Here is a 24,959-nt window from a genome sequence, read left to right as displayed (position 1 = left end):
TAGCACTAATGAGAACGATCGGTCCAATTTCCGTTGGGAGTGATGTAGCCCTTGGCGAACCAGGTCTTGAACTGCTTCAGCGCTCTACTGGCGCTGTCGGCGTACTCGATGGCGTTGGGGTTCCAGAGGCCGAGGTCCCGGTAGCGGCGGAGCTGGACGGCCGCCGGTTTGCGCGAGTGCACGTCGCCGTTGCGCAGGTCGATCCAGGCGCGGCCCTTGGCGGTCCAGGCGCCGTTCCTGCCGATGAGCTGGTAGCGGCAGTAGCTTCTGTGCTGCTTGGCCGCGATCTTGGCGTCGTCGGCGTACTCGACCTTGTTCGGGTCGTAGGCGCAGCGGCGGGTGGCGGCTCCGGCCTCGGCCGTGAAGGCGGCGGCCAGGGAGGCCGTGACCAGGGTGACGGTGAGAATCTTTCGCATGGCCACAAGCTCGCAGGCCAATCCCGCGACGACTTCTCAGCCGTGTAACAACCTTTTCTCGGCTTCGAGCATCTCTCCATGCATGAAGATCTTCGTCGTCGCTCTGAGTGTCCTGGCGTTATTCGCCACCCCCGCCTCCGCGTCCGCTGGGACGAGGTTCATGAACGGCGCCTCCGAGATGTGCCTCGCCGTCGGCAAGGGCGAGGTCAAGGCGGGCAAGCGGGTCATCCAGTGGCCGTGCATCGCCAGCAAGTCACAGAAGTGGATCTACCGGGATCCATCGGCTCGTCAACGCCAAGACCGGGATGTGCCTGGCCATCGCCCACGGGGAGGCGCGCAAGGGGAAGGCGGCCATCCAGTGGCCGTGCACGGACGGGGGGCTGGAGCAGGAGTGGGTCTACGACGATCTGCAGCGGTTCCAGAACAGGAAGACCGGAATGTGCCTGGCCATCGGACATGGAGAGGCTCGGGCCGGGAAGTACGCGATCCAGTGGCCGTGCAAGACGACGGCTGAGCAGGCGTGGCTGAGGGCGTAGAAATGCGTTGAACGCTGCGGAAAGGCCGGACTACGTTGCAACTGCGCGCCAAGTCGCCGTCAAGCGAGGCGGCGCACAGTGCAGTGGAGAGGGGGTGGACCGGATGAAGCGCATCAGGATCGTCAAGAAGCCGCTCAAGGGGCGGCCGGCGCAGGGTTCAGGGCTGGACCTGAGGTCGCCGTCGGGGCGGAAACTCCCGTACTGAAATACTGCTTACACAGATCTTACGGGGACATCTGTAGATAACATATGTAACAGAAACATCACGCCGGGGGCTCTAGGTGAAAAGGCTTGTGGTAGTGCCGCCACACATCGCACGGCACAAGGTCCGCGACATCCGATCCCGCGACCGCCACCGGCCAGCCGCATCGGATCCCAAGGTTGTGGATCTGCGGGCGTACAGCGGACGTAACGTGCTCCGCTTCCCCAGCGGCCCGACCCCAGCCGCCTGACATATCACGGTTCGACGCCCGCACCGCGCCGCGTCGTGCCACCTCCGTGTGGCCCGCCGCCCCTCACATGGCCCACCCTTCGTGCGGCCCACCGCCCCACACGTGGCCCACCCTTCGTGCGGCCCACCCTTTGCGTGGCCCGCCCATCGCCCCTCCTGTGGCCCAGCCCTTGGGTGGGCCGAGCGGCCGATGGTGGATCGCGGCTCCAGGCGCGAAGGTCGCCAGAGGGGGTGCGTCGTTAGACGCGCGTACGACCCGCCTACCGGCGCCGCTCCCCTCAACCAGCGCCACTCCCCTCCACTGGCACCGCTCCCCTCAACCAGCGCCACCTCCCTCGACCGGCGCGCCCACCCTCGACCGGGCACACCCACTTCCGCGCGCCACCCACAGGACGCCGCCCGGCCACCCACCCCACTCCTGCCCCCCACAGGACATGGCCCAGCCGCCCACTCCTGCGCGCCGCCGCCTTCAGACGTCGCCCAGCCCTCTGCCCTACCCGCGCCCGCTCTGCCGCTCCCCACAAGACCGTCCCACTCCCGCCATCCCCCGCGACCTACCCCTAAGGCCGGAAGACGTACGGCGTGGTAGTGGTCACAGACTCAAACCCCAACCTGGCCAAGATCGGCCGACTCTCATCCGAGGCATCGACCTGCAAGTACCGATACCCGCCCGCCCGGTTCGCCCGATCAACGACAGTCGCCCGATAGATCCCACGCCCTCGCCAAGCAGGCAACGTCGACCCACCCCACAACGACACGAAGTCAGTCCCCTGATGCAGCCGCATCCACGACGCACACACCACCTCGCCCCCCGCCTCAACCATGAGCATCACCACCGGATCACCCCCCGCCACCTTCTCCTCCCAAAGCCCCCGAAAGACCGCACCAAGCCCCAGCCCCCAGATCGACTCCTCAAAAGCCTGAACCCGAGCCCAGTCCTCAAGACTGACCGCCTCCCGCAACGCCACCCCCGCAGGCAGCACCACGTCACCGGCAAGCTTGGCAACCTCGCCGATCATCACGGTCTCCCGCTCCTCAGCCACGAACCCGGCCGCCTTGAGCCGATCACCAAGATCCTCAGGAAGATCGTGCCCATGCAGCTTCCACTCGACCTCCTCCCCGATCGCCGCGAAGTGGTCACACTCAGCGGCGATGAGCGCATCGAGAGCATCGCCATCCATGCCTGCCAGGTCGCGATAGGTGATGAAGCCGGAACCACTCAGCCTGGTAACACGTAGGAGAGGACCGACCTGCTCGAAGGTCCGCGGAGGAAGCACGCGGGTCCGGATCTGCTCGTCATAGGCCTGCAGCACGTCCATTCCCGGTATTCCACCAGCTTTCCCCCCATTCCGCACCCAAGATTCCCCCCCACCCCACCACCCCCGCACGGCCGCCTCCGGGTCGCCGCCCCCGCACGGCCGCCCCCGGGTCGCCGACCTCGAGTGGCCGACCCCGGTGTGCAACCCACCCTGCACCGAACCCGCGCGACCCCACGCGGTCCGCGCAACCCTGGCCGATCCGGTGCACAACCCGCCCCGCACCGAACCCACACAACCCCACGTAGTCCGCACGCCCCTAGCCGACCCGATGCACAACCCGCCCCGCACCGAACCCACACAACCCCTGACCAACCCGGCGTGCCCCGCAACCCGCCCTGCACCCGCCCCGCGCAGCTCGCACAACCCCTAGCCGACCCGGTGTTGCTCCCACCCGCCCTGCAAACCCCCGACCAGCCCGATGTTGCTCCAACCCGCCCTACACCCGCGCAGCCCCACGCAACCAGCCCGACCCCTGACTGACCTGGTGTGCTCCAACCGCCCGCACGGCCCCACCAACCCGTCACACCACCCGAGGCCGCAAACAGCTCCTCTCGAGGACGAGCCGTTGTGCGCCATAGCGGCGCGGAGTGGACGGCATGCCGAGGTACACACCATCGCGAGAAGCATGACGGCGTGACTGGTGGTGCGGGGTGTCAGGCGTTGTAGAGCTTGGATTCGTAATTGGAAGCCGAGTAATACCGCTCCAGGTCGTCGACGGACTCCTCGATCTCCTGCACGCTCTTCACCAGCTTGGCGTGCGAAGGCAGCGCGTCCGGATTCCACGACTCCGGCTTCCACAACCCCGACCGCATGAACGCCTTGGCGCAATGGAAGAAGATCTGCTCGACCTCCACCACCAGCGCCAACTGCGGCCGATGCCCCTTCACCACCATCGCGTCAAAGAACGGCGCCTCCCGCACCAGCCGCGCCCGCCCGTTGATACGCAACGTCTCCCCCCGCCCCGGGATCACATAGATCAACCCCACGTGCGGATTGGCGAGGATGTTGTGGAACCCGTCCGCACGCCGGTTCCCCGGCCGGTCGGGAATCGCGATGGTCGTGTCGTCGATGACGTACGTGAACCCAGCCGGATCCCCCTTCGGCGACACATCGCAGGTGCCGTCGGGCGCCGACGTGGCGATCAGGCAGAACGGCGAGGCTGCCAGCCAGTCACGATCGGGCTGCAGCAGCCGGGGCCGATCCTTGGTCGCCGCACGCGGCATGACCTCGCCGAGGAGTTCACGCAACTCGGCCTCAGAGTCAACTTCCACCCATGTCATGAGACCCATTCTTGACTATACGAGAATCAGCGCGAGCATCCGGTGGGGCCCGAAGAGCACGACACTCACCGGGCTGCAGCAGGGACGCTCGAGACCTCAGGCAATGCCGAGATCGTCACGAGCATCGGGAGCGACTCAAGAAGCACGACACTCACCCGGTCGTCGCAGGAGACTCGCGGCCCCAGGCCAACTGAGAGCACCGCGAGAATCCGGGGCGGCTCAAGAAGCGCGGCACTCACCTGGTCGTAGGGAGCACGCTAGAGGCTTCGGCTGTGCCCGAGCTCGACGTGAGCATCCGGTGGGCCGCGAAGCCCCCGGTCGTGGCGGGAAGGGTCAAAACCCTGGCTACACAGAAATCGGCGTGAGCATCCGATGGGGCTCAAGGAGCGCGAGACTCACCTGGTCATGACGGGAACGCTCAAGGCCCGGGCCAGGCCGTACCTCCACATCTCCGACCGGCACCTGCACCTGACACGTCGGGCAGCGGGAGGAGGGCTCGAGCACGGTCCCGCAGGCGGCATGAGTGAACACGCGTCGCGGACCGGCGGACGTGAGGTGGCGCTCACCCCAGTGCGACAGCGACAGGACAATGCCCCAGAGCTCACGCCCCATGGGCGTGAGGACATATTCGTCGCGCGGCGGCGATTCCTGATAGCGGCGGCGCTCAAGCACCCCGGCGTCGACGAGCGCGGCGAGACGCTGCGACAGGACCGCCCTGGGGATGTCGAGGTGCGCCTGAAAGTCACCGAAGCGCCGCACACCATACATCGCGTCACGGACAACGAGCAGGGTCCAGCGCTCGCCGATGATCTCCAGGGCTTTGGCCAGCGAACACTCCTGGCCGTCGTAGTTCTTACCGAGCGCCATAACCCCACCATAGTTCATTCACTGAACCATGACAGCCACCCGAAGCCGGTTCACTCACTGAACCGTCACAGCATTCGGATCCACGGTGACGCTCCGAGCCGCTTCATTCAGTGATTCATGGCGGCGTGCGGAGGCGCGGGGGCGCACGGATGTGTGGCGATGCACAGGCCCGTGGAGCGCGCGGGGTGCGGCGGCGCGGGCGCGGGGCGCAGGGGCGTGGAGCGCAGGAGCGTGCGGGGCGTGGCGACGTGCGAGGCGTGGCGACGTGCGAGGCGTGGCGACGTGCGAGGCGTGGCGACGTGCGAGGCGTGGCGACGTGCGAGGCGTGGCGATGCGCGGGCGCGCGGGCGCGGGGGCGCGCGGGGCGTGGAGCGCAGGAGCGTGCGGGGCGTGTCGGCGTGCTAGGCGTGGCGGCATGCGGGGCGTGGCGACGCGCGGGCGCGGGGGCGCGCGGAGGTGTGGCGACGCGCAGGCACGTGGAGCGCGGGAGCGCGGGAGCGCGGGGGCGTGCGGGGCGTGGCGGCATGCGGAGGTGTGGCGATGCGCGGGCGCATGGCGATGCGCGGGCACGTGGGGCGTGGGGGTGCGCGGGGTGTGGCGATGCGGGGGCGCGTGGGGTGCGGGGTGCGGGAGCGTGCGGGGATGGTTCGTTCACTGAACCGTGGTAGCGTGCGGGTCGGTTCATTGAACGAACTCTGGAGGAAACGTGCGGACGCTTGCGGTGACGTCGGCCGCTCCCCTGCTTGTGCTGGCCAACTACACGCTGCCGATGGTGACGTTGCCTGAGACGGCTCGGGCGCTGGGGGCTGGGCCATCCGGTCCTGTATGGATTCTGGGTGGGATCGCGCTTGGGCTGGCTGCGCTGCTCCTTATCGCGGGGGCGCTCGCTGATGACTACGGGCGTAGGCGGGTGCTGGTGGGTGGGGCGGTGGTGTTGGCGGCTGCCAGTGTGCTGGCGGCTGTCGCGGGGAATGTGCTGATGCTGGTTGTTGCGCGGGTCCTCCAAGGGGCTGCCAGTGCGGCGGTGTTGGCGTCGAGCCTTGGGATCGTTGGGCAGGTTTATCCGGCTGGGGCGGAGCGTGTGCGGGCGACTGCCCGCTATGGGGCGATGATCGGGCTGGGGACGATGGTGGGGCCGGTGGTCTCCGGGCTGCTGGCTGCTGTTTCCGGGTGGCGGGCCGCGTATTGGCTCGTGGCTGTCGCGGCGCTGGTGCTGGGGGTCGTCGCGGGGCGGGTGCTGGATGAGTCGCGGGCCGTACGGCGGCGTACGTTCGACGTTCCTGGGGTGGTTCTGCTCGGGTTGGGGCTGGCGGCGTTGGTCGCGGGGGTTACTGAGGGGCGGGCTGGGTGGGGGCGTCCTGTGGTGGTTGTGGCGTTTGTTGTGGCTGTGGTGTTGCTGGTGGCTTTCGTGGGTGTTGAGGTACGGCGGGCTGAGCCGTTGATTGATCTGGGGCTTTTTCGGCGGCCGTTGTTTCTTGTGGCCACGGGTGGGGCGTTGGTGGTGGGGGCTGCGGTTATTGGGTTGTTGAGTTATCTGCCTACGGTTTTGCAGCTTGCGCAGGGGATGTCGGCGTTGGGGACGGGGTTGTTGCTTGGGGTTTGGTCGGGGGTTTCGTTTGTGAGCTCGTTGTTGGCTCGGTATGTGCGGGTGCGTAGTGGGGGGCGGTTGGCGGTTGGGTTTCTGCTCAGTGCGGTGGGTTATCTGGGGTTGGTGACTGCTGGGGGTGCTGGGTTGTCGCTTGGGGTTTTGGTGGGTGGGTTGGTGGTCAGTGGGGCGGGGGCTGGGTTGATCAACTCGTCGATCACGCATTTGGCGATCGAGAGTGTGCCTGCGCATCGGGGGAGCATGGGGTCGGGGGCGAACAATACGGCGCGGTATGTGGGGTCGTCGTTGGGGGCTGCGGGGGTGGCGGCGGTGGTCGGGTCTGCGGGGGTGGGTGTGGGGACGATGGTCGCGGTGATTGGGTGCATGGCGCTTACGGGGGTTGCGGCTGTCGTGGTCCTTGTTGTTCGGGCGTGATGCGTTGTCGTCTCTTGGTGGCTTGGGTGGGGTGCTTCTCTTCGGAGGGGTTTCTGTCCTTCTGCGTGCGCGCCAGGTCTGTATGCGGGCGTCCCTTTAGAGGCAGAGAAGCAGGGTCTCCGGGCCTGCGAGGGGGCGAGGTGCCAGGGGGCAGCTCACGGTTGCGGAGGGGCGAAGGTCGCCAAGAGGCGAGGCCCCTGAGGGGTGAAGGTCCCTGAGGGGTGAAGGTCCCTGAGGGGTGAAGGTCCCTGAGGGGTGAAGGTCCCTGATGGGTGAAGGTCCCTGATGGGTGAAGGTCCCTGATGGGTGAAGGTCGCCATAGGGCGAGATGGCGAGGTCTCCTTGGGGCCAGGTCGCTGAGAGGCAAGGTCTCCCGAAGAGGTGAAGGCCACCGCAGGGCGGGGTCTCGAAGAGGTGAGGTCGCTGAAAAGGTGCGGTCGTAAAGGGAGAAGGGGTGGAGGTCGCCGAAAAGCGGCCTCCGGAGGGGTGGAGGCCGCTGAAAGGTTTTGGGGGCGATAGCAAGCAGGGGGTTACCAGGTGTGGGTGGTGTTCATGGCGGCCAGTAACGCGTCGCGCTCTTCGGTGAATGTTCGCGGGTCGAGGTGTTCGCGTTCGGTTCGCTGGTGGAGCATCGCCAGCTCCGTCGCCGCCTGCTGGAAGTCGGCCATCTGCCGTCCCACCCCCGCTCGCCGTGCCCACCGGCGGGCCTCCCTGCGGGAGCGCAGGGAACCCAGCATCGTGACGTCCTGGGGGGCTACGCCGTACCCAGGCAGGTAATGGCTGATGCGGGATACCAGCACCTGACGTTCCCGTACGGTCACCGCCACCAGGCAACCACCTGCCACGAGCACCACCACGTAAGACAGCGCCAGCCCGGGCAGTGAGTTGAGAAACGCCATCCCGTTCCAGAAGCCGTGCAGGAACACCGCCCCCGCATACCCCAGCGGGATCGCCACGAACCGCCAAGCCCCCCGCCGCGTCACCGCATAAGCGATGCCGATCCCCAGCATGCTCGTGTAGATCGGGTGCCCCAGCGGGTCGATCACCCCTCTGAGGAGGAACGTCTGCGCCGCCCCTCCGGCCCCGCCCGCCTGGAACGACTGCAGGTAATAGAGGACGTTCTCCATCGTGGCGAACCCGATGGCGGACATCGCCGCGTAGATGATCCCGTCGGTCAGCCCGTCGATCTCGGTGCGCCGCCGCAGCAGGAGGAGCAGGATCGCCCCCTTGAACGCCTCCTCGGTGAGCGGCGCCAGGACGATCATGCTCACCCCTTGGACGGCCTGCGTGCCGTACCCGAGCGACGCGAAGAACGCCCCGCCGATCAGCTGCCCCACGATGGCCAGCAGGACGGCGGCGCCCGCACCCCACACGAAGGTCACCACGAGGTTGAGCCGCGGCTCCGGCTCCAGCCGGTCGAGCGCGAGCACGCCGGCCAGGAGCACGGGCACCGGCGCGACGCCCAGCAGCGCCGACAGGCCGGCGCCCGCCAGGCTGCCGGACAGCACCACCCCGGCCAGCGTGAGCAGCGCGCACAGCCCCGACACGACCAGGACGATGATCAATGTGACACTAGGCCGCGGCGCAAGGACCTGCGGCCGAACCGTTGTTGCCATGCGCCCACTGTGCGCGCGCCGGGTTGACGCCCGCTTGAAGCCACTTGCGAAGCTACTCGCGGTAGTAGGGGTCGGCGACGTCGCCCTCGCCGGTGGCGTCGTTGAAGGTGTAGACCTCGCGGCCGTCGACGAACACGCGCAGGGCGCGGCTCATCACGTCGAGGGGGTCGCCGGACCAGATGACCACGTCGCCGTCGAGGCCTGGCTTGAGCGCGCCGACCCGGTCGTCCAGGCCCATGATCCTGGCCGGGTTGACGGTGATGGTGCGCAGCGCCTCGTCGCGGTCAAGGCCTTCCTTCACGGCCAGGGTGGCCTGGTGGACGAGGAAGTGGATGGGGATCACCGGGTGGTCGGTGGTGATGGCCAGCTCCACGCCCGCCCTGGCCAGGATGCCCGGGTTGCGGAGCGAGCGCTGGCGCAGCTCGACCTTCGACCGGGTGGTGAACAGCGGGCCGATGATCACCGGGATCTGGCGCTCGGCCAGGATGTCGGCGAGCAGGTGGCCCTCGGTGCCGTGGTTGATGATCACCTTGTAGCCGAACTCGTCGGCGAGGCGGAGGGCGGTGGCGATGTCGTCGGCGCGGTGGGTGTGCTGGCACCAGGGCAGCTCGCCGTCGAGCACCTTCACCAGGATTTCCAGCGTGCCGTCCCGATCGACCTGGTCGCCGCGAGCGATCTTGTCCTTGTAGTCCTGCGCCTTGCGGAACGCGTCGCGGATCACGGCGGCCACGCCCTGGCGGGTGGAGGGCAGCTTCTTCTGGTCACCGTACACACGCTTGGGGTTCTCGCCGAGCGCGCTCTTGACGCTGACCGGCTCCTTGAGCAGCATCTCCTCGACCGTCCTGCCCCAGCACTTGACGGCGACGGTCTGGCCGCCGATGGGGTTGCCCGAGCCGGGCTTGATGACGGCGGTGGTGACGCCGCCGGACAGCGCGTCGGTGAACCCCAGGTCGGCGGGGTTGATCGCGTCGAGGGCGCGCAGCCGGGCGCCGTTGGGGTCGGTCATCTCGTTGGTGTCCTGGCCGGCCCAGCCTTCGGCCTCCTCGTGCACGCCGAGGTGGCCGTGCGCCTCGACGAAGCCGGGCAGCACCCAGCCGCCCGCCGCGTCGACGACGTCCACACCCTCGGGCACCGCCACGTCGGCGCCGACTGCGACGATCTTCCCGTCCTGGATGAGTACGGTGCCGTTCTGGATCGGCTCGCCGTCGACGGGTACGACATATCCCCTGGTAATAGCGATATTCATCCCTTCAACCTATCGGTCAACGGAAAGAAGTCGTCTAGCGGAGATCGCGACCGGGGCGTACGATCCATCTAATTCTTAGGAAACCTTCTTAAAAGAAAGGCTTTCCACGTGCGCCGGCTAGTCACCCCCCTGGTCGCCATCCTCGTGATCATCGCCCTCGGCACCGTCCCGGCACAGGCAGCCTCGCGACTCCTCGCGACGTTCAGCCTGACCGGAACCACAGGAAAGTTCGTCGTCAGCAACCCCGGCACGGCAGCCGTGACGAGCTGGTCGCTCGTCTTCGAGCTCCCCGCCGGAGTCACCGCCTCGAACCCGCAGAACGCCACGATCCGCCAGACGGGCACGAAAGTGACCCTGACCCCCGCCTACTACATCGCCACCATCCAGGCGGGCCGCAACACCGAGCCCTACAGCCCGACCGTCACGCTCAGCTCGGCCGTACAGCCGACGTCGTGCACCATCAACGGCGCGAACTGCGACGGATCGGGCGGCGAGCCACCCCCGCCCGCCCCCTACACCGCCACCTACAACGTGAGCGGCACCAGCGCCTCGTTCGTGATCGCCAACAACACGGCGACCGCGCTCAACGGCTGGTCGGTCGTCTTCGACCTGCCCGCGGGCGTCACCGCCTCCAATGCCCAGAACGGCTCGCTCACCCAGAGCGGGCGGACCGTGACCCTGAGCCCGGTCCACTACAACACCACCGTGCGCGCCAACGGCACGACCGAGCCCTACTCCCCGTCCTTCACGGTGAGTACGGCAGGAGCAGAACCGACGAGCTGCCGCCTCAACGACGTGAACTGCGACGGCTCCCCCGACGCCCCGCCTGGAGCGCCGGGAAACCTGCGCTCACCGGTGAAGACCACCAAGACCGTCTCCCTGGCCTGGGACGCGGCCACCCCGGGCAGCCTGCCGATCACCGGCTACGTCCTGTCCAACGGCACCGAGGTCACCGGCACCACGGCCACGGTCACCGGCCTGACGCCGAACACCTCCTACACCTTCACCGTCAAGGCCAAGGACCGTAAGGGCACGCTGTCCCCCGCCTCCGCGCCGCTGACGGTCAAGACCAACAACCCGTCCGACGACACCCAGGCGCCGAGCGTTCCCGGCAATGTACGGAGCACCGCCAAGACCAGCTCCACCGTGACGCTGGCCTGGAACGCCTCGACCGACAACACCGGCATCGCCTCGTACGACGTATATAACGGCGCGACGCTGGCCGCGACAGTCACCGGCACGACCGCCACGGTCACCGGCCTGTCGCCCTCAACCGCGTACACCTTCACGGTGAAAGCTCGCGACCTCTACGACAACATGTCCGCCGCAAGCACCGCCGTCCAGGTCACCACGTCGGACATCGTGGAAACCGGCTACGCGCGCGTCGGATATTTCGTGCAGTGGGGCATCTACGGCCGCCAGTACTTCGTCAAGAACATGGACACGACGGGCGCGGCAGCCAAGCTCACCCACATCAACTACGCCTTCGCCAACATCGACCCGGTCAACCTGACCTGCCTGCAGGGTGTCACCAAGGGCACCACGTCCAACCCGCAGGACCCCAGCCAGGGCGACGGCGCCGGTGACGCCGAGGCCGACTACGGCAGGCCGTTCAGCGCGGGCCAGTCCGTGGACGGCGTGGCCGACAGCGGCTGGGACAAGCTGCAGGGCAACTACAACCAGCTCAAGAAGCTCAAGGCGAAGTACCCGAACCTCAAGGTGCTGATCTCGATCGGCGGCTGGACGTACTCCAAGTACTTCTCCGACGTGGCGGCCACCGACGCGGCGCGCAAGAAGTTCGTCAGCTCCTGCATCGACGTCTACATCAAGGGCAACCTGCCCGTCTACAACGGGTTCGGCGGTCCGGGCACCGCTGCCGGGATCTTCGACGGCATCGACCTCGACTGGGAGTGGCCGGGCGCCGAGGGGCACGCGGGCAACCACGTCAGCCCGGCGGACAAGGCCAACAACACCCTGCTCATGGCCGAGTTCCGCCGCCAGCTCGACGCGCTGACCGTCACCACGGGCAAGCGCTACCAGCTCACCGCGTTCACCCCGGCGGACCCCGCCAAGATCGCGGCCGGTTACGACCTTCCCGAAGTCGCGAAATATCTGGACATCTTTAATGTGCAGGGCTACGACTTCCACGGCGCCGGCAGCGACAACTCGTGGGAGCCCAACCGCACCGGCCACCAGGGCAACCTGTACGCCGACACGGATGATCCGTACAACTTCCACTTCAGCGTGGAGAACGCGATCAACGTCTACCTCCAGGCCGGCGTCAATCCGCGCAAGCTGACCATCGGCCTGGCCTACTACGGCCGCGGCTGGCAGGGCGTGGCTGACGGCGGCAAGTTCGGCGAGTGGCAGTCGGCCACCGGCGCCGCACCGGGCCAGTTCGCCGAGGAAGCGGGGACCAGGGGATACAGCAACCTGATCGCCTCCGTCCCCGGCTGCACGGTCAGGCACGACGAGCAGGCCGTGGCGACGTTCTGCTACACCGGCTCGCAGTGGTGGACCTTCGACGACGTGTGGTCCATCGGCAAGAAGACGGCCTGGCTGAAGAGCAAGGGCCTGCTCGGCGCGATGATCTGGGAGATGTCCGGCGATCCCGGCACCCTGACCACCGCGCTCGACGCAGGGCTGAAGTAGGACTACCGGTAGCTCGGGCCCGACTCCGCCGTCGTGGACGGCGGGGTCGGCGCCTGGCTCCTGGCCGGGATGACGACGAACCCGGTGGTGGTGTTCGGCGCGTGCACGTCCAGGGTCCCGCCGTACACTACGTTGCCTCGGAAGGTGTTCGGCGCGAAGGTGAACTTGTCCAGCGGCGCCGTCGTCTCCTGTACGGACGTGATGACCGCCGTCCCGCCCTCGGGCTTGTAGCTGAGGTTGCCGGTGAAGGTGTTCCGCTCGGGCAGCAGCACCATCTGGTAGCCGGGCCAGTGGTTCTTGTAGAACCAGCCGAGGTGCATGTCGGCCTTGGCGTTGTCGGCGAAGACGTTGCCGGTGAACGTGCTGTCGGTCACCTGGCCGTAGTGGAAGAGGTAGCCCCACGGCGTGAGCGGGTTCTTCTGCGGCACGAAGCCGGGCGTCAGGTAGTCGAGCTGGTGGTTGGCGTCGAACATGTGCTCGCCGCTGGTGACCTTGAGCCCGTAGCCGGACACTCCCGCGACGTAGTTGCCGCGGATGGTGTGGTGGTCGCCGCTGACGCGGATGCCCTCGCTGGCCGGGTAGCGCTCGCCCAGGATGACGTTGTACTCGACCGTGTTGTAGTTGCCGTAACGCAGCACCAGGCCGCCGCTCGACGCCTTGATCGTGTTGAAGCGCACCGTGTTGTGATTGGACTTCAGCGAGATGATCTCGTCGTCGCCGTCCACGTGCTCGAAGGTGTTGTGCTCGATGGTGAAGTAGGCGCCCTCTTCTGCGCCCTCCTCGGCCCACTGACCGTAACCCCAGATCCGCAGCGCCTCCATACCGTTGCGCCCGATGTTGGGGACGTTGGCGAAGCGGCTGTGGTCGACCGCGTTGTACTTGGCGGCCAGGCCGCGGTCGTTGCCGACCAGCGGCTCCTGGTGGCTCTTGCCTTCGAGCAGGCCGTGGTCGAAGCGGTTGTGGCCGCCCTTGAAGTAGACCCAGTAGTACGGCGTGGCCGGGTCGGCCGGGTTGAAGCCGACGACGGAGGTGTCGGTGACCCTGCCGTAGTCGCTGTTGAACGCGATCACCGAGCCCTTGCCAGCCGGCGCCTGCCCCTGCGTGAAGGTCAGGCCGCTCACCGTCAGGTTCGGGCTGTTCAGCGCCAGCGAGGACTGGCCGGTCAGCAGCACCTTGCCCGGGGTCTGCGCCCTGAGCGTCAGCGGGCCTGGAGCAGCGAGCTCGATGACGGTGTCCTGCCAGGTGCCGTCGGCCATCACGATCGTGTCGGCCGTACCGACCGCCGCGTTGAGCTCGGCCAGGTTCGTCACCAGCCGTTCGCCACCGGTGGAGACGAAGGCGGACAGCGGCAGGACGGCCGCCGCGATGAGGGCTGCTAATCGCTTCATAGGCGAAACGTAGGGAAAGCGCATTCCGAAGGGCATGGCCAAAACTCGGGCCATCCTAGGACGATCCTCAGGAGGCCCGGTGCAAGGCCCGGTAGCGGGTCGGCGTCAGCGAGGTCACCTGGCGGAAGACGCGCGAGAGGTAGGCGGCCTCCCACCCGACCGTCCCGGCGATCTCCTCGATCTTCAGCTCCGAGTGGATCAGCGCCTGCTTGACCCGCTCGACGCGCAACTGCCGGATGTACTGGTTGGGGGAAACCCCGAAGAGCTGGGCGAAGTAGGTGATGAAGTACGTCGGGTTGTAGTGGAAGACCTCGGCCAGCCGCCCGACCGTGAGCACCTCGCCCAGGTGCGCGTCGATGTACTCCAGGATCCGCCCCGGCCCCTCGCTCAGCGGCTTCAGCGAGCCGAGCGGCGCGTGGTCCACGAGGTAGGCGGTCAGCTCCATGAGGATCGCCCGCTGGCGCAGCGGCCCGGTGACCTGCGTGGCGCCCTTGCCCGCCGCCAGCAACCTCACGAACATCTCCTGTACGGCGGGCAGATCGTCCACCTCCACCACCCGCGGCAGGGTGACGAGGGAGGCCAGGTCGTGGTCGCCCACGGTGGCGGTGAAGTTCGCCCAGTACTTGCGCAGCGGGCGCTCCTTCGAGCTGGCGAAGGCCAGCGCGGACCCGGCGGGCAGGAAGTAGAGCTGGCCTGGCCCCGGCAGGTACTCCACGCCGTCCAGCGTGATCGTGCCCTCGCCGCCGAGGATCAGGTAGAGCCTGCTGTAGCCGTCGGTCCGCGCCGTACGGCCCCAGTCGGCGGGGACGGGGTCGGCGTGGCCGGCCATCAGCAGGTCGAGGTCGAGCCGCCTGAGATGCTCCCTGAGCGCCGGGTCCATGGCGTCACGCCCGCAGGTTCGCCTGGGCGGGGTCCACGGCGTGCTCGAACGGCTGACCGGCGGCCAGGCGGCCGACCTCGGCCAGGACCAGCTCGCCCATCCTGGCCCGCTCGGCGCCCATCGCGCCGGCCAGGTGCGGCGTCAGCACCACGTTCTGCAGGCCGTACAGCGGGGAGCCTGAGGGGGGCGGCTCCGGCCAGGTGACGTCGAGGACGGCGGTCAGGTCGGGCCGCGCGCGCAGGACCTCGACGACGGACGGCTCGTCGACGACGGCGCCGCGGGCGGTGTTGATCAGGGTGGCGCCGGTGCGCATGGTCTCCACCAGCGCGCCGTTCACCAGGCCCTCGGTCTGCGGCAGGAGCGGGGCGTGCAGGCTGACGACGTCGCAGGTCGCGAAGAGCTCGTCCAGGGATACGCCGCCGTCCGCGTACGGGTCGGACCAGACCACCTCCACGTCGAAGTTGCGCAGGTGGGCGGCCACCAGGCGGCCGATCTCGCCCAGGCCGAGCAAACCCACCCGCGCGCCGTAGGCCCCGGCGACCTGCGGCTCGTCGGGGTAGCGCCCCTGCTCCTTGATCTCGCGGGAGATCCGGTGGAACTGCTTCAGCGCCAGCAGGATCTGCGCCAGCGTGAACTCGGCCACCGGGATCGCGTTCGCCGAGGCGGCCGAGACGATCGGGATCTCCCTCGCCCAGAACTCCGGCGTGGTGATCGAGCGCACGGAACCGGCCGCGACCAGCACCGCGCGCAGCCGCGGGGCATGGCTCAGCAGGTGCTCGTCGAGCACGGGCGGACCCCACCCGGTGAGCAGGATCTCGACCTCGCCCAGCACGCCGGGATCGGCGGCCAGCTCCTCCCGCGTCAGCGGCGGTGACTGCCATTCGACCAGGTCAGCAAGCCTTTCAAGGACCGTCTCCGGGTAGACGTCCGCCCGGCGGCGCGCCTCCATGACCAACAGTGCGTTAAGCATCGCTCACTCATTTCATCCGATGTATGTCCGGCTATCCTGCCGCACTACAGAACAACCACATCGGTGATGTTTCAGTCATCGGAGCATTGACCTGTGTGCGCGACCAGCGTTACCGTCCCGGATCACGCCATCCAAATAGAGGGAGCCGTCCACATATGCGAACAACTTCCATACTTCTGGCGTCGCTGGTGGTGCTCACGGGGTGTTCCACGGGCGCAGCGACGAACGTCGAGCAGGACGCCAAGGCCCCGCTCGAGCTCTGGACCAGGACCACCCCCGGCGGGCCCGGCGACCAGGGCACCCAGAGGCTGGCCGCCGCGTTCGAGAAGGCGACCGGGTTCAAGATCAAGGTGACCGCGATCTTCGACGACTTCGAGACGAAGATGCAGCAGCGGGCGGCCCAGAAGGACCTGCCCGACATCGTCATGAACGACGTCGCGCAGCTGGGCACCATGCAGAGCCAGGGCCTGCTGCGGGAGATCGACCTCAGCAAGCTGGCCAGCGCCAAGGACCTCACCGAGCGCGGGCTCGCCTCGGGCAAGGCGGCCGACGGCAAGCAGTACGGCGTGCCGTACTCGGCCCAGGCCACCGCGTTGCTGATCCGCAAGGACTGGCGGGAGAAGCTGGGCCTGCAGACGCCGCAGAGCTGGGACGACATCGTCGCCATGGCCAAGGCGTTCACCGAGAAGGACCCGGACGGCAACGGCCAGGCAGACACCTACGGGCTGGCGGCGCCGCTGTCGACCAAGCGCGGCTACGCGTCCTGGTACTTCTCCAACTTCCTCTGGGCGGCGGGCGGCGACTTCGTCGCTGACGCGGGCGGCGGCAAGTTCAAGCCGGCCATGTCCACCCCGGAGTCCACCTCGGCCATGCAGTGGTTCCGCGACCTGGCCTGCAAGGACAAGGTCATCCAGCCCGGCGCGGTGACCATGGACACGCCGCCGACCAACGAGACGTTCGAGGCGGGCAAGACCGGCATGTACGTCGTCGGCCCGTACCTGATGCCGCGGTACGACAAATCGCTCGGCAAGGACAAGTACGAGGTCGTGCCCATGCCCAAGGGCGCCAAGAACTCCGACGTGCTGGCCGAGGGCGGCGCGATCTACCTGATGGCCGGGTCGCCGAACAACGCCGCGCAGGACGCCTTCGCCTCCTTCGCCACCTCGGCCGAGGGCCAGAAGGTCGGCATGGAGGGCGACACCGCCTACATCGTGCAGCTCCCGGTCAACAAGACCGTCGACATCGCCGCCGTGCGCCCCGACCCCCGGTGGAAGACCTTCGCCGACGTCTACGCCTCGTCCGGCCACTACGCGCCGTCGCTCCCCAACTGGACCCCGGTGCGCCAGACCGCGTCCGAGACCGTCAACGCCCTGGTCGCCGACTGCGGCCTGGACCTGAAGGCGGAGCTGCAGAAGCTGGACACGAAGCTCGCCGCGATCCTCGCGGAGCAGGGCGTCGCCGCGTCATGACCGTCACTCAGCTGAAGCCGGCCGACACCGGCTCCTCTGAACAGGCCCCGCCCAGGTTCTCTGGGCGGGGCGGGCGCTGGTGGGTCCCCTGGTTGTTCCTGTCCCCGGCGCTCGTGCTGTTCCTGTACTTCAAGTTCGTCCCCATGGGCCAGGCCCTGGTGATGTCGTTCCAGAACGTGCAGCCGTTCCTCGGCAGCACGTGGGTGGGCGGCGACAACTACGCCAAGGTCGTCAGCTCGGACGGCTTCCAGCAGGCCGCCTGGCACACCGTGCTCCTCGCGCTGTTCCAGACGGCCGGGTCGATGCTGCTCGGGCTGATCCTGGCGCTGCTGATGGAGGGGCAGAGCCGGCGGCTCAGCTTCATCCGCTCCGCCGCGTTCCTGCCGGTCGTGGTGCCGATGGCGGTCGTCGCGGAGCTGTGGCGGATCATGTACCACCCGACCGGCGACGGGATGCTGAACTCGCTGATCGGGCTGGTGGGGCTGGGGCCGTCCGGGTTCATCAACGACCCGCACACGTCCATGGCCTCGGTGATCGTGACCGGGGTCTGGCGCGGCGCTCCGTACGACATGATGATCTTCCTGGCCGGGCTGGCGGGAGTCAACAGGGATCTCTACGAGGCGGCGATCGTCGACGGGGCCTCGCGGTGGCGCAGGCTGCTGCACGTCACGCTGCCCGGACTGCGCTCGGTGTTCTCGATCCTGTTCATCCTGGCGGCCATCCGCGGCCTGCGCGTCTTCACCGAGGTCTACCTGCTGACGAACGGCGGGCCGAACGGGTCCACCGAAGTCGTGATGACGCTGATCACCAAGCTCGGACTGGAGCAGAACCGGCTCGGCGTCGCGTCGGCGGGAGCGGTCCTGCTGTTCCTGGCCACGTTGTTGCTGACCGTCGTGGTGTCCGTTCTGCGGCGAAGGGAGAACCCATGACCTCGGGCAGTGAGACCGCTCTCGGGCTCAAGGAGAGCAGGACGCCTCTCGCGCGCGTGCTGAAGGGCGTGCTGTACGCCGTGGTCCTGGTGGTGTTCGCCGGGCCGCTCCTCGCGCTGCTGGTGAGCGCCTTCAACCACGTGTCGGACCCGACCCAGCTGAGCGTCGTGCCGACCAGCCCGACGCTGGACAACTTCACCGTCGCCGTGGACCAGGGGGTGCTGAAGTACCTCCTGAACTCCTTCTTCGTGGTGGGGTTCGGGCTGCTGCTGCAGGTGGTCGTCTCGACGCTGGCGTCGTACGCGCTGGCGCGCAAGCGGTTCAGGTTCATGACGATCGTGTTCGTCGCGATCCTGGCCACGCTCATGCTGCCGGAGGAGATCCTGGCGATCCCGCTGTCGCTGATCCTGTCCGACCTGCCGGTGCTGCACATCAACCTGATCGGGACGCTGGCGGGCATGATCGTGCCGCTGGGGGCCTGGGCGTTCTCGATCCTGGTCATGACGGAGTTCATGAAGGACGTGCCGCGCGAGCTGGAGGAGGCGGCGCGGATCGACGGAGCCGGGGAGCTGCGGATCTTCGCGCAGATCATCCTGCCGATGTGCCGTCCGGCGCTGGGGGTCATCGGGGTGTTCGGGTTCACCATGATCTGGGACCAGTACCTGCTGCCGATGCTGGTGGCGAGCGACTCGTCCACGTACACGCTGCCGCTGGCGCTGCGGACCCTGCGGATCGACCCGATCGTCACGCCCGGGGTGGTGATGGCGGCGTCGTTGCTGGCGTTGCTTCCCTCGGTGATCGTCTTCCTGTTCTTCCAGCGTTCGTTCGTGCACGGGCTGTCGTCCGGCGCCCTCAAGGGATGATTTTTCATGAACTGGTTTGTGAACGATAGATTTGGGATGTTCGTGCATTGGGGGCTGTACTCGCTGGCGGCCCGGCATGAATGGGTACAGACGCGGGAGAAAATGGATTCTTCCGCATATCAGGTGTATTTTGATCACTTCGCGCCGGACCGGTATGACCCGGTTTCTTGGGCGCGGACCGCGGCGGCGGCTGGTATGCGGTATATCGTGCTGACGACGAAGCACCATGACGGTTTCTGCCTGTGGGACAGCGATCTGACCTCGTTCAAGTCGTCTCGCGACCTGGTCGAACCCTTCGTCGCCGCCTGCCGGGCCGAGGGCCTCAAGGTGGGTTTCTACCACTCGCTGATCGACTGGCACCACCCGTCCTTCCCCGTGGACGGGACCCACCCTTTGCGCGATTCCTCACCTATCCCTTCGCGGGATATTTCCGAATATCGCCGATATCTGCACGGCCAGGTTCGAGAGCTGCTGACCCGTTATGGAACGATCGATTATCTGTTCTTCGATTTCTCCTACGCCAACCGCACCGAATGGTGGGGCGGGAAGGGTCCTGCCGACTGGGGCTCCGCAGAACTGCTGGCGATGGTCCGTTCCCTGCAGCCCGACATCCTGGTCAACGACCGGTTGGGCATTCCCGGCGACTTCATCACGCCGGAGCAGTACCAGCCGTCCAAGCCGTTCGACGGGCTGTGGGAGGCGTGCCAGACGCTGAACGGAAGCTGGGGCTACGACCGGGACAACCTGGACTACAAGAGCCCCGAGATGCTCATCAGGATGCTCGTGGACGGCGTGTCGAAGGGCGGCAACCTGCTGCTCAACGTCGGCCCCACCGGCCGGGGCGACCTCGACCCCCGCGCCACCCCGATCCTGGCCGAGATCGGCGCCTGGATGGACCTCCACGCCCGCTCGATCCGCGGCTGCGGCCCCTCGGCGTTCACCGCACCCCCGGACTGCCGCCTGACCCAGAACGGCGACCGCCTGTACCTCCACCTGTTCAGCTGGCCCCTGCGCCACGTCCATCTGGAGGGATTGGCAGGCAAGGTCCGCTACGCCCAGCTACTCAACGACGCATCGGAGATCAAGCGAGTCGTCGTCGACCCCGGCGAGACCGCCCAGAACACCCGCATGGGCGGCCAGCCCCCCGGCACCCTGACCCTCCAGCTCCCGGTCCAACGCCCGGACACCCCGGTCCCGGTCATCGAACTGTTCCTGACATAGAAGAAGGGGCGAGCCCACCGGGCCCGCCCCTTCTTCTATGCAACTAGCTGCAGCCGCTGGTGGAGCCGCAGCCTTCGCAGACGTAGCAGCTACCGGCTGGGCGCATCTTGGTGCCGCAGGTCATGCAGAGCGGGGCGTCCGCCGTGAAGCGCTGGTGGCTCTCCAGCGTCAGCTCCTTGATCTCCTTGACCGGCTCCGGCCTCGTCGCCTCTATGGGAGCCGACTGGGCCAGGGCCTCGCGGTCGACGATCGGGGCCGGGTCCTCGCCGCGCTGCTGCGCCGCGCGCTCGGCCGCCGAGAAGATGCCCAGCGCCGCCCGCTCGTCGTACGGGAGGTGGTCCAGGGCCAACCTGCGGAAGATGTAGTCCATCACCGAGGTCGCCATGCGGATGTCCGGGTCGTCGGTCATCCCGGCGGGCTCGAAGCGCATGTTGACGAACTTGCTCATGTACGTCTCGAGCGGCACGCCGTACTGCAGGCCGATCGAGATCGCCACCGAGAAGGCGTCCATGACACCGGCCAGCGTGGAGCCCTGCTTGGACATCTTGAGGAAGACCTCGCCCAGACCGTCGTCCGGGTAGGACGAAGCGGTCATGTAACCCTTGGCGCCGCCCACGGTGAAGCGGGTGGTCATGCTGGGCCGCGAGTTGGGCATCCGGCGCCTGGTGGGCCGGTTGACCTCGATGACCTTGACCTCGGGCTCGGTCGCGACGACCTCTTCTGCCTTCTTGGAGCCCGTGCCCGCCGACAGCGGCTGGCCGACCTTGCAGTTGTCGCGGTAGACGGCCAGCGCCTTGAGGCCGAGCTTCCAGCCCTCCAGGTAGACCTGCTCGATGTCGTCGATCGTCGCCGACTCCGGCAGGTTGACCGTCTTGGAGATCGCACCGGACAGGAACGGCTGCGTGGCGGCCATCATCCGCACGTGGCCCATGGGCGCGATCGCCCGCTCGCCCATCGCGCAGTCGAACACCTCGTAGTGCTCGGGGCGCAGGCCGGGGGCGTCGACGACGTGGCTGTGCTCGCCGATGTACTCGACGATCGCCTCGACGGACTCCTCCTGGTAACCGAGCTGACGGAGCGCGCGCGGAATCGTCTGGTTGACGATCTGCATCGAGCCGCCGCCGACGAGCTTCTTGAACTTGACCAGCGCCAGGTCGGGCTCGATGCCGGTGGTGTCGCAGTCCATCATCAGGCCGATGGTGCCGGTCGGGGCGAGCAGCGACGCCTGGGCGTTGCGGTAGCCGTTCTTCTCGCCCTGCTTGAGGCACTCCGACCACTGCCTGGACGCCTCGGCGTGGATCTTGCCGTCCATCGAGCCGACCGTGCGCAGGTTGTCGTTGGCCGCGGCGTGCTTGCGCATGACGCGCTTGTGCGCGTCGGTGTTGCGGGCATAGCCGTCGTACGGTCCCACGACGCCGGCCAGCTCGGCGCTACGCCGGTAGGACACACCGGTCATCAGCGACGTGATGGCACCGGCGACCGCGCGGCCGCTGTCGGAGTCGTAGGCGTGGCCGGTCGCCATCAGCAGGGCGCCGAGGTTGGCGTAGCCGATGCCGAGCTGGCGGTAGGCGCGGGTGGTCTCGCCGATCTTCTCGGTCGGGAAGTCGGCGAACGTGATCGACACGTCCATCGCCGTGATGATCAGCTCGGTGAGCTTGACAAAGTTGGCGACGTCGAAGGAGTTGTCGTCCTTCAGGAACTTCAGCAGGTTGATGCTCGCCAGGTTGCAGGAGGAGTTGTCCAGGTGGACGTACTCGCTGCACGGGTTGGAGGCGGTGATGCGGCCGGTCTCCGGCGAGGTGTGCCAGTCGTTGATCGTGTCGTCGTACTGGATGCCCGGGTCGGCGCACTCCCACGCCGCCTTGGCCATCTTGCGGAACAGGTCCTTGGCGTCGACGTGCTCGATGACCTCGCCGGTCAGGCGGGCGCGCAGGCCGAACTTGTCGCCCTTCTCCACGGCGTTCATGAACTCGTCGGAGACGCGCACCGAGTTGTTGGCGTTCTGGTACTGCACGGACACGATGTCCTTGCCGCCCAGGTCCATGTCGAAACCGGCGTCACGCAGCGCGCGGACCTTGTCCTCTTCGCGGGCCTTGGTCTCGATGAACTCTTCGATGTCGGGGTGGTCGACGTCGAGCACGACCATCTTGGCCGCCCTGCGGGTCGCGCCGCCGGACTTGATGGTGCCCGCCGACGCGTCGGCGCCGCGCATGAAGGAGACCGGGCCGCTGGCCGTACCGCCGCTGGAAAGCAGTTCCTTGGAGGAGCGGATGCGGGACAGGTTGATCCCGGAGCCGGAACCGCCCTTGAAGATCACGCCCTCTTCCTTGTACCACTCGAGGATCGACTCCATCTGGTCGTCCACGGAGAGGATGAAACACGCCGACACCTGCTGCGGCGACTGCGTGCCCACGTTGAACCACACCGGCGAGTTGAAGGCGAAGACCTGGTGCGTCAGCGCGTATTTCAGCTCGTGGTCAAAGATCTCGGCGTCTTCGTCGGTGGCGAAGTAGCCCTCGGCGACGGCCGTCTTCGTGTACATGCCGACGACCCGGTCGACCAGCTGCTTCAGGCTCCACTCGCGCTGCGGGGTGCCCACGGCGCCGCGGAAGTATTTGGTCGTCACGATGTTGGCCGCGTTCACCGACCAGAACTCCGGGAACTCGACGCCGCGCTGCTCGAAGTTGATCGAGCCGTCGCGCCAGTTCGTCATCACGACATCGCGGCGCTCCCACGCGATGTCGTCATACGGGTGAATCCCCGGCTTGGTGAAGATGCGCTTCATCTTGAGCCCCTTGCGGGGCTTCTTCCCCCCGCGCGCCACCGAACCGCTGACCGTCTCTGTCATGACTCCCCCATCTCTTTGGCCCTGTCCGCCTTCAACTGTTCGATTTCGGATTCGAAGTCCGCCAGGCTCTCGAATCCGCGATATACCGATGCGAACCTCAGGTACGCCACCTCGTCCAGCTCGCGCAGCGGCCCCAGGATCGCCAGCCCGACCTCGTTGGACGGGAGCTCGGCCGCACCCTTGGCCCTGATCGCCTCTTCCACCCGCTGGCCGAGCTGGGCCAGCGAGTCCTCGCTGACCGGACGGCCCTGGCACGCTCGCCGCACGCCCGCGACGACCTTGTCCCGTGAGAACGCCTCCGTGACGCCGCTCCGCTTGGCCACCATCAGCAGGACCGTCTCCTGGGTGGTGAACCTTTTCCCGCATTCCGGGCAGGTACGGCGGCGCCTGATGGCCGCCCCGTCCTCGGTGGAGCGGCTGTCGATGACCCTGGTGTCTGGATGGCGACAGAACGGACAGTGCACGCTTCGCCTCCTCTACCGCGGTCACCACACGCCCATAGAGGGGTCACGTAAACACAAGGTGTGGTGAACTACATCGGTGTAACTACTAGATGTTGTGGTCCAACCGTAGAAGTGTCCGACCATGAACGCAAGTTGAGCGGCGGGTTCCAATCGAAGTCGCTGATCAGCACGGCGAGCCGTTTCCCGCCGGGCGTGTCGCGGCCTTTTTCGATCTTGTACGGCGGGGCGGGGGGTGGGCTTTCGGGTGACCACATATGCCCTGATCAGCGAAGATCACTTGGTGGGGCGCGGTCTATCGTTCCATGCCCTTGGGGTGTCTTGTCGTGGGGCCATCTCCATACAACAAACCGACACCAACCCACATTCCACCCAGAAGGGCCCTTCCGGTGCGGCGTTGCGAGGGCCGCGGCCCCACGCTTCGGCGGCAGGGAGCATCGAACCGGAGTCGGGCGTCGGGAGGTGGTACCCCCAGAGCGGGAGCACACCTACCCCAGGAGGGCGGAAACCTCCAAGGAGGCGGTAATCCAACGCCGAGGAGCGCCCAACGAAGCGGGCCCACTCCGGGGTCCGTCAGAACCTCCGGCCCGGAGCCCGAGAAGAGGTCAGGGGGCGGGAAGGTACAGCTTCGTGCCGGGGCGGATGAGGGAGTCGTCGAGATCATTCAGCCTGACGATCTCCGAGACCAGCTTTCCCGGGTCGCCGTCCACCGCGTAGGCGTCGGCGATCTTCCACAGCGTGTCGCCCCGGTCCACCACCACCCAGGGTTGACCGGTGTGATCCTTCGGCGCGCCGTCGTCGGCCCAGCTGGTCGCCTTCGCCCCCGCCCAGAAGGCGGCCAGCGAGAGAGCCGCGAGCACGGTGACCACGACAGCCCTCCCCCGTCGCGTCAACCGCACCGCTCCGCGCTGCCGGTCACGCCCCTTCCACCCCACCTTCCGAACGCCGCGCCCCACACGCCGATCGTCCCCGCCGGACCCCACACCCCGCCCGTCCGCACCGCGCCGCACACCCCGACCATCCGCGTCACACCCCGCACCCCGACCGTCGCCGCCGCGCCCCGCGCCCCGACCGTCGCCGCCGCGCCCCGCGCCCCGACCGTCGCCGCCGCGCCCCGCGCCCCGACCGTCGCCGCCGCGCCGCGCACCCTGACCATCGGCGCCGCGCCCCGGGACCCGGCCGTCCGGACGACGCCCGCGCGCCACACCTCGGCCGCCGACACCCAGCCCCCACTTGGCCCCGGCCTCACTCCCAACAGGCATGGTCCGAATCGGTCGCGTCGCATCCTGGGCGTCCGCGCCTCGCGCCGGACGGCGCTTCACCTCGCGGGTGTCCGCTTCGCCGATCGCCGACCTCCGAGCGCCACCCATCACCCGCTTACGGCCCGCCCTCCTGCCGGTGTCACTCGACTTCCGCCCGGCCACATCCCCGACGTTGTCGGACTTTCGACCCGACACACCTCCGGCGTCGCCCGACTTCCGGCCCGCCACACCCCCAGCGTCGCCCAGCTTCCGGCCCGCCACACCC

The 24,959-nt window shown here is 67.8% G+C and carries 20 protein-coding genes; 7 read left to right on the top strand and 13 right to left on the bottom strand.

The window, feature by feature from the left end:
• Nucleotides 1–5: 5 nt before the first annotated feature.
• Nucleotides 6–416, bottom strand: a complete 411-nt coding sequence (locus tag ACIBG8_RS30180) for a hypothetical protein (protein WP_397346396.1) — start codon at nt 414–416, stop codon at nt 6–8.
• A gap of 275 nt (nt 417–691) precedes the next feature.
• Between ACIBG8_RS30180 and ACIBG8_RS30175 the strand changes: the two genes are divergently transcribed.
• Nucleotides 692–952, top strand: coding sequence for an RICIN domain-containing protein (locus tag ACIBG8_RS30175; protein WP_397347801.1), 261 nt, complete (start codon nt 692–694; stop codon nt 950–952).
• A gap of 1,011 nt (nt 953–1,963) precedes the next feature.
• Here the strand turns inward: ACIBG8_RS30175 and ACIBG8_RS30170 are convergent.
• The 3 genes from ACIBG8_RS30170 to ACIBG8_RS30160 all read right to left on the bottom strand — a co-directional run bounded on the left by ACIBG8_RS30170 (nt 1,964) and on the right by ACIBG8_RS30160 (nt 4,869).
• Nucleotides 1,964–2,722, bottom strand: a complete 759-nt coding sequence (locus ACIBG8_RS30170; RefSeq protein WP_397346395.1) for a GNAT family N-acetyltransferase — start codon at nt 2,720–2,722, stop codon at nt 1,964–1,966.
• 653 nt (nt 2,723–3,375) lie between these two features.
• Nucleotides 3,376–4,002 (bottom strand): pyridoxamine 5'-phosphate oxidase family protein, encoded by a 627-nt coding sequence (locus tag ACIBG8_RS30165; RefSeq protein ID WP_397346394.1) that lies wholly within the window; start codon nt 4,000–4,002, stop codon nt 3,376–3,378.
• 345 nt (nt 4,003–4,347) lie between these two features.
• Entirely contained in the window at nt 4,348–4,869 is a 522-nt protein-coding gene (locus tag ACIBG8_RS30160) for a winged helix-turn-helix transcriptional regulator (RefSeq protein ID WP_397346393.1), read from the bottom strand.
• A 706-nt stretch (nt 4,870–5,575) separates the two neighbouring features.
• Between ACIBG8_RS30160 and ACIBG8_RS30155 the strand changes: the two genes are divergently transcribed.
• Entirely contained in the window at nt 5,576–6,889 is a 1,314-nt protein-coding gene (locus tag ACIBG8_RS30155) for an MFS transporter (protein WP_397346392.1), read from the top strand.
• 530 nt (nt 6,890–7,419) lie between these two features.
• Here the strand turns inward: ACIBG8_RS30155 and ACIBG8_RS30150 are convergent.
• Both ACIBG8_RS30150 and ACIBG8_RS30145 read right to left on the bottom strand, forming a co-directional pair.
• The gene (locus ACIBG8_RS30150; protein ID WP_397346391.1) at nt 7,420–8,454 is read right to left on the bottom strand and encodes a PrsW family intramembrane metalloprotease; all 1,035 of its coding nucleotides are present in this window, start codon (nt 8,452–8,454) and stop codon (nt 7,420–7,422) included.
• A gap of 103 nt (nt 8,455–8,557) precedes the next feature.
• The gene (locus ACIBG8_RS30145) at nt 8,558–9,751 is read right to left on the bottom strand and encodes an amidohydrolase (protein WP_397346390.1); all 1,194 of its coding nucleotides are present in this window, start codon (nt 9,749–9,751) and stop codon (nt 8,558–8,560) included.
• Between the two features lie 108 nt (nt 9,752–9,859).
• Here ACIBG8_RS30145 and ACIBG8_RS30140 point away from each other — a divergent pair, with 108 nt between their 5' ends.
• The gene (locus ACIBG8_RS30140) at nt 9,860–12,403 is read left to right on the top strand and encodes a glycosyl hydrolase family 18 protein (RefSeq protein WP_397346389.1); all 2,544 of its coding nucleotides are present in this window, start codon (nt 9,860–9,862) and stop codon (nt 12,401–12,403) included.
• Nucleotides 12,404–12,405: 2 nt separating this feature from the next.
• Here ACIBG8_RS30140 and ACIBG8_RS30135 read toward each other — a convergent pair whose 3' ends face one another.
• The 3 genes from ACIBG8_RS30135 to ACIBG8_RS30125 form a co-directional block, all read right to left on the bottom strand.
• Nucleotides 12,406–13,791: a polysaccharide lyase 6 family protein gene (locus ACIBG8_RS30135; RefSeq protein ID WP_397346388.1), complete on the bottom strand. Its 1,386-nt coding sequence runs from the start codon at nt 13,789–13,791 to the stop codon at nt 12,406–12,408.
• A 67-nt stretch (nt 13,792–13,858) separates the two neighbouring features.
• Nucleotides 13,859–14,671 (bottom strand): AraC family transcriptional regulator, encoded by an 813-nt coding sequence (locus ACIBG8_RS30130; RefSeq protein WP_397346387.1) that lies wholly within the window; start codon nt 14,669–14,671, stop codon nt 13,859–13,861.
• Nucleotides 14,672–14,675: 4 nt separating this feature from the next.
• A complete protein-coding gene (locus ACIBG8_RS30125) occupies nt 14,676–15,641 on the bottom strand; it encodes a hydroxyacid dehydrogenase (RefSeq protein ID WP_397346386.1) in 966 nt (321 codons plus the stop codon).
• A gap of 155 nt (nt 15,642–15,796) precedes the next feature.
• Between ACIBG8_RS30125 and ACIBG8_RS30120 the strand changes: the two genes are divergently transcribed.
• Genes ACIBG8_RS30120 through ACIBG8_RS30105 form a run of 4 tightly spaced genes read left to right on the top strand, consistent with a single transcriptional unit; the run spans nt 15,797 to nt 20,123 of the window.
• Complete coding sequence (locus ACIBG8_RS30120) at nt 15,797–17,110, top strand: ABC transporter substrate-binding protein (RefSeq protein WP_397346385.1); 1,314 nt, start codon at nt 15,797–15,799, stop codon at nt 17,108–17,110.
• Nucleotides 17,107–18,039, top strand: a complete 933-nt coding sequence (locus ACIBG8_RS30115; protein WP_397346384.1) for a carbohydrate ABC transporter permease — start codon at nt 17,107–17,109, stop codon at nt 18,037–18,039. Before ACIBG8_RS30120 ends, ACIBG8_RS30115 begins: the two co-directional genes overlap by 4 nt.
• Nucleotides 18,036–18,902, top strand: coding sequence for a carbohydrate ABC transporter permease (locus ACIBG8_RS30110; RefSeq protein WP_397346383.1), 867 nt, complete (start codon nt 18,036–18,038; stop codon nt 18,900–18,902). The genes ACIBG8_RS30115 and ACIBG8_RS30110 overlap by 4 nt, the downstream gene beginning before the upstream one ends.
• A 6-nt stretch (nt 18,903–18,908) precedes the next feature.
• A complete protein-coding gene (locus ACIBG8_RS30105; protein WP_397346382.1) occupies nt 18,909–20,123 on the top strand; it encodes an alpha-L-fucosidase in 1,215 nt (404 codons plus the stop codon).
• A 43-nt stretch (nt 20,124–20,166) separates the two neighbouring features.
• Here the strand turns inward: ACIBG8_RS30105 and ACIBG8_RS30100 are convergent, their stop codons facing one another.
• From ACIBG8_RS30100 to ACIBG8_RS30085, 4 genes are all read right to left on the bottom strand, one after another.
• Complete coding sequence (locus ACIBG8_RS30100; RefSeq protein ID WP_397346381.1) at nt 20,167–22,971, bottom strand: vitamin B12-dependent ribonucleotide reductase; 2,805 nt, start codon at nt 22,969–22,971, stop codon at nt 20,167–20,169.
• Nucleotides 22,968–23,435, bottom strand: coding sequence for a transcriptional regulator NrdR (gene nrdR / locus ACIBG8_RS30095; RefSeq protein WP_397346380.1), 468 nt, complete (start codon nt 23,433–23,435; stop codon nt 22,968–22,970). Before nrdR ends, ACIBG8_RS30100 begins: the two co-directional genes overlap by 4 nt.
• Nucleotides 23,436–24,037: 602 nt before the next feature.
• On the bottom strand, nt 24,038–24,301 hold the full coding sequence (locus ACIBG8_RS30090; protein WP_397346379.1) for a LysM peptidoglycan-binding domain-containing protein: 264 nt from the start codon (nt 24,299–24,301) through the stop codon (nt 24,038–24,040).
• Between the two features lie 20 nt (nt 24,302–24,321).
• Nucleotides 24,322–24,654: a hypothetical protein gene (locus ACIBG8_RS30085; protein ID WP_397346378.1), complete on the bottom strand. Its 333-nt coding sequence runs from the start codon at nt 24,652–24,654 to the stop codon at nt 24,322–24,324.
• Nucleotides 24,655–24,959 lie beyond the last annotated feature (305 nt).

Origin of the sequence: Nonomuraea sp. NPDC050556 (assembly GCF_044457355.1) — a bacterium.
GTDB lineage: Bacteria > Actinomycetota > Actinomycetes > Streptosporangiales > Streptosporangiaceae > Nonomuraea.
The sequence above is the reverse complement of the archived record's forward strand: the minus strand, read 5'-3'. Positions and strand labels throughout refer to the sequence as shown.

What these genes read in the sequence shown, in the direction of transcription:
- ACIBG8_RS30180 (WP_397346396.1), bottom strand. Translation starts at nt 416, where the DNA reads ATGCGAAAGATTCTCACCGTCACCCTGGTCACGGCCTCCCTGGCCGCC.
- ACIBG8_RS30170 (WP_397346395.1), bottom strand. Translation starts at nt 2,722, where the DNA reads ATGGACGTGCTGCAGGCCTATGACGAGCAGATCCGGACCCGCGTGCTT.
- ACIBG8_RS30165 (WP_397346394.1), bottom strand. Translation starts at nt 4,002, where the DNA reads ATGACATGGGTGGAAGTTGACTCTGAGGCCGAGTTGCGTGAACTCCTC.
- ACIBG8_RS30160 (WP_397346393.1), bottom strand. Translation starts at nt 4,869, where the DNA reads ATGGCGCTCGGTAAGAACTACGACGGCCAGGAGTGTTCGCTGGCCAAA.
- ACIBG8_RS30145 (WP_397346390.1), bottom strand. Translation starts at nt 9,751, where the DNA reads ATGAATATCGCTATTACCAGGGGATATGTCGTACCCGTCGACGGCGAG.
- ACIBG8_RS30135 (WP_397346388.1), bottom strand. Translation starts at nt 13,791, where the DNA reads ATGAAGCGATTAGCAGCCCTCATCGCGGCGGCCGTCCTGCCGCTGTCC.
- ACIBG8_RS30130 (WP_397346387.1), bottom strand. Translation starts at nt 14,671, where the DNA reads ATGGACCCGGCGCTCAGGGAGCATCTCAGGCGGCTCGACCTCGACCTG.
- ACIBG8_RS30125 (WP_397346386.1), bottom strand. Translation starts at nt 15,641, where the DNA reads ATGCTTAACGCACTGTTGGTCATGGAGGCGCGCCGCCGGGCGGACGTC.
- ACIBG8_RS30120 (WP_397346385.1), top strand. Translation starts at nt 15,797, where the DNA reads ATGCGAACAACTTCCATACTTCTGGCGTCGCTGGTGGTGCTCACGGGG.
- ACIBG8_RS30115 (WP_397346384.1), top strand. Translation starts at nt 17,107, where the DNA reads ATGACCGTCACTCAGCTGAAGCCGGCCGACACCGGCTCCTCTGAACAG.
- ACIBG8_RS30110 (WP_397346383.1), top strand. Translation starts at nt 18,036, where the DNA reads ATGACCTCGGGCAGTGAGACCGCTCTCGGGCTCAAGGAGAGCAGGACG.
- ACIBG8_RS30105 (WP_397346382.1), top strand. Translation starts at nt 18,909, where the DNA reads ATGAACTGGTTTGTGAACGATAGATTTGGGATGTTCGTGCATTGGGGG.
- ACIBG8_RS30100 (WP_397346381.1), bottom strand. Translation starts at nt 22,971, where the DNA reads ATGACAGAGACGGTCAGCGGTTCGGTGGCGCGCGGGGGGAAGAAGCCC.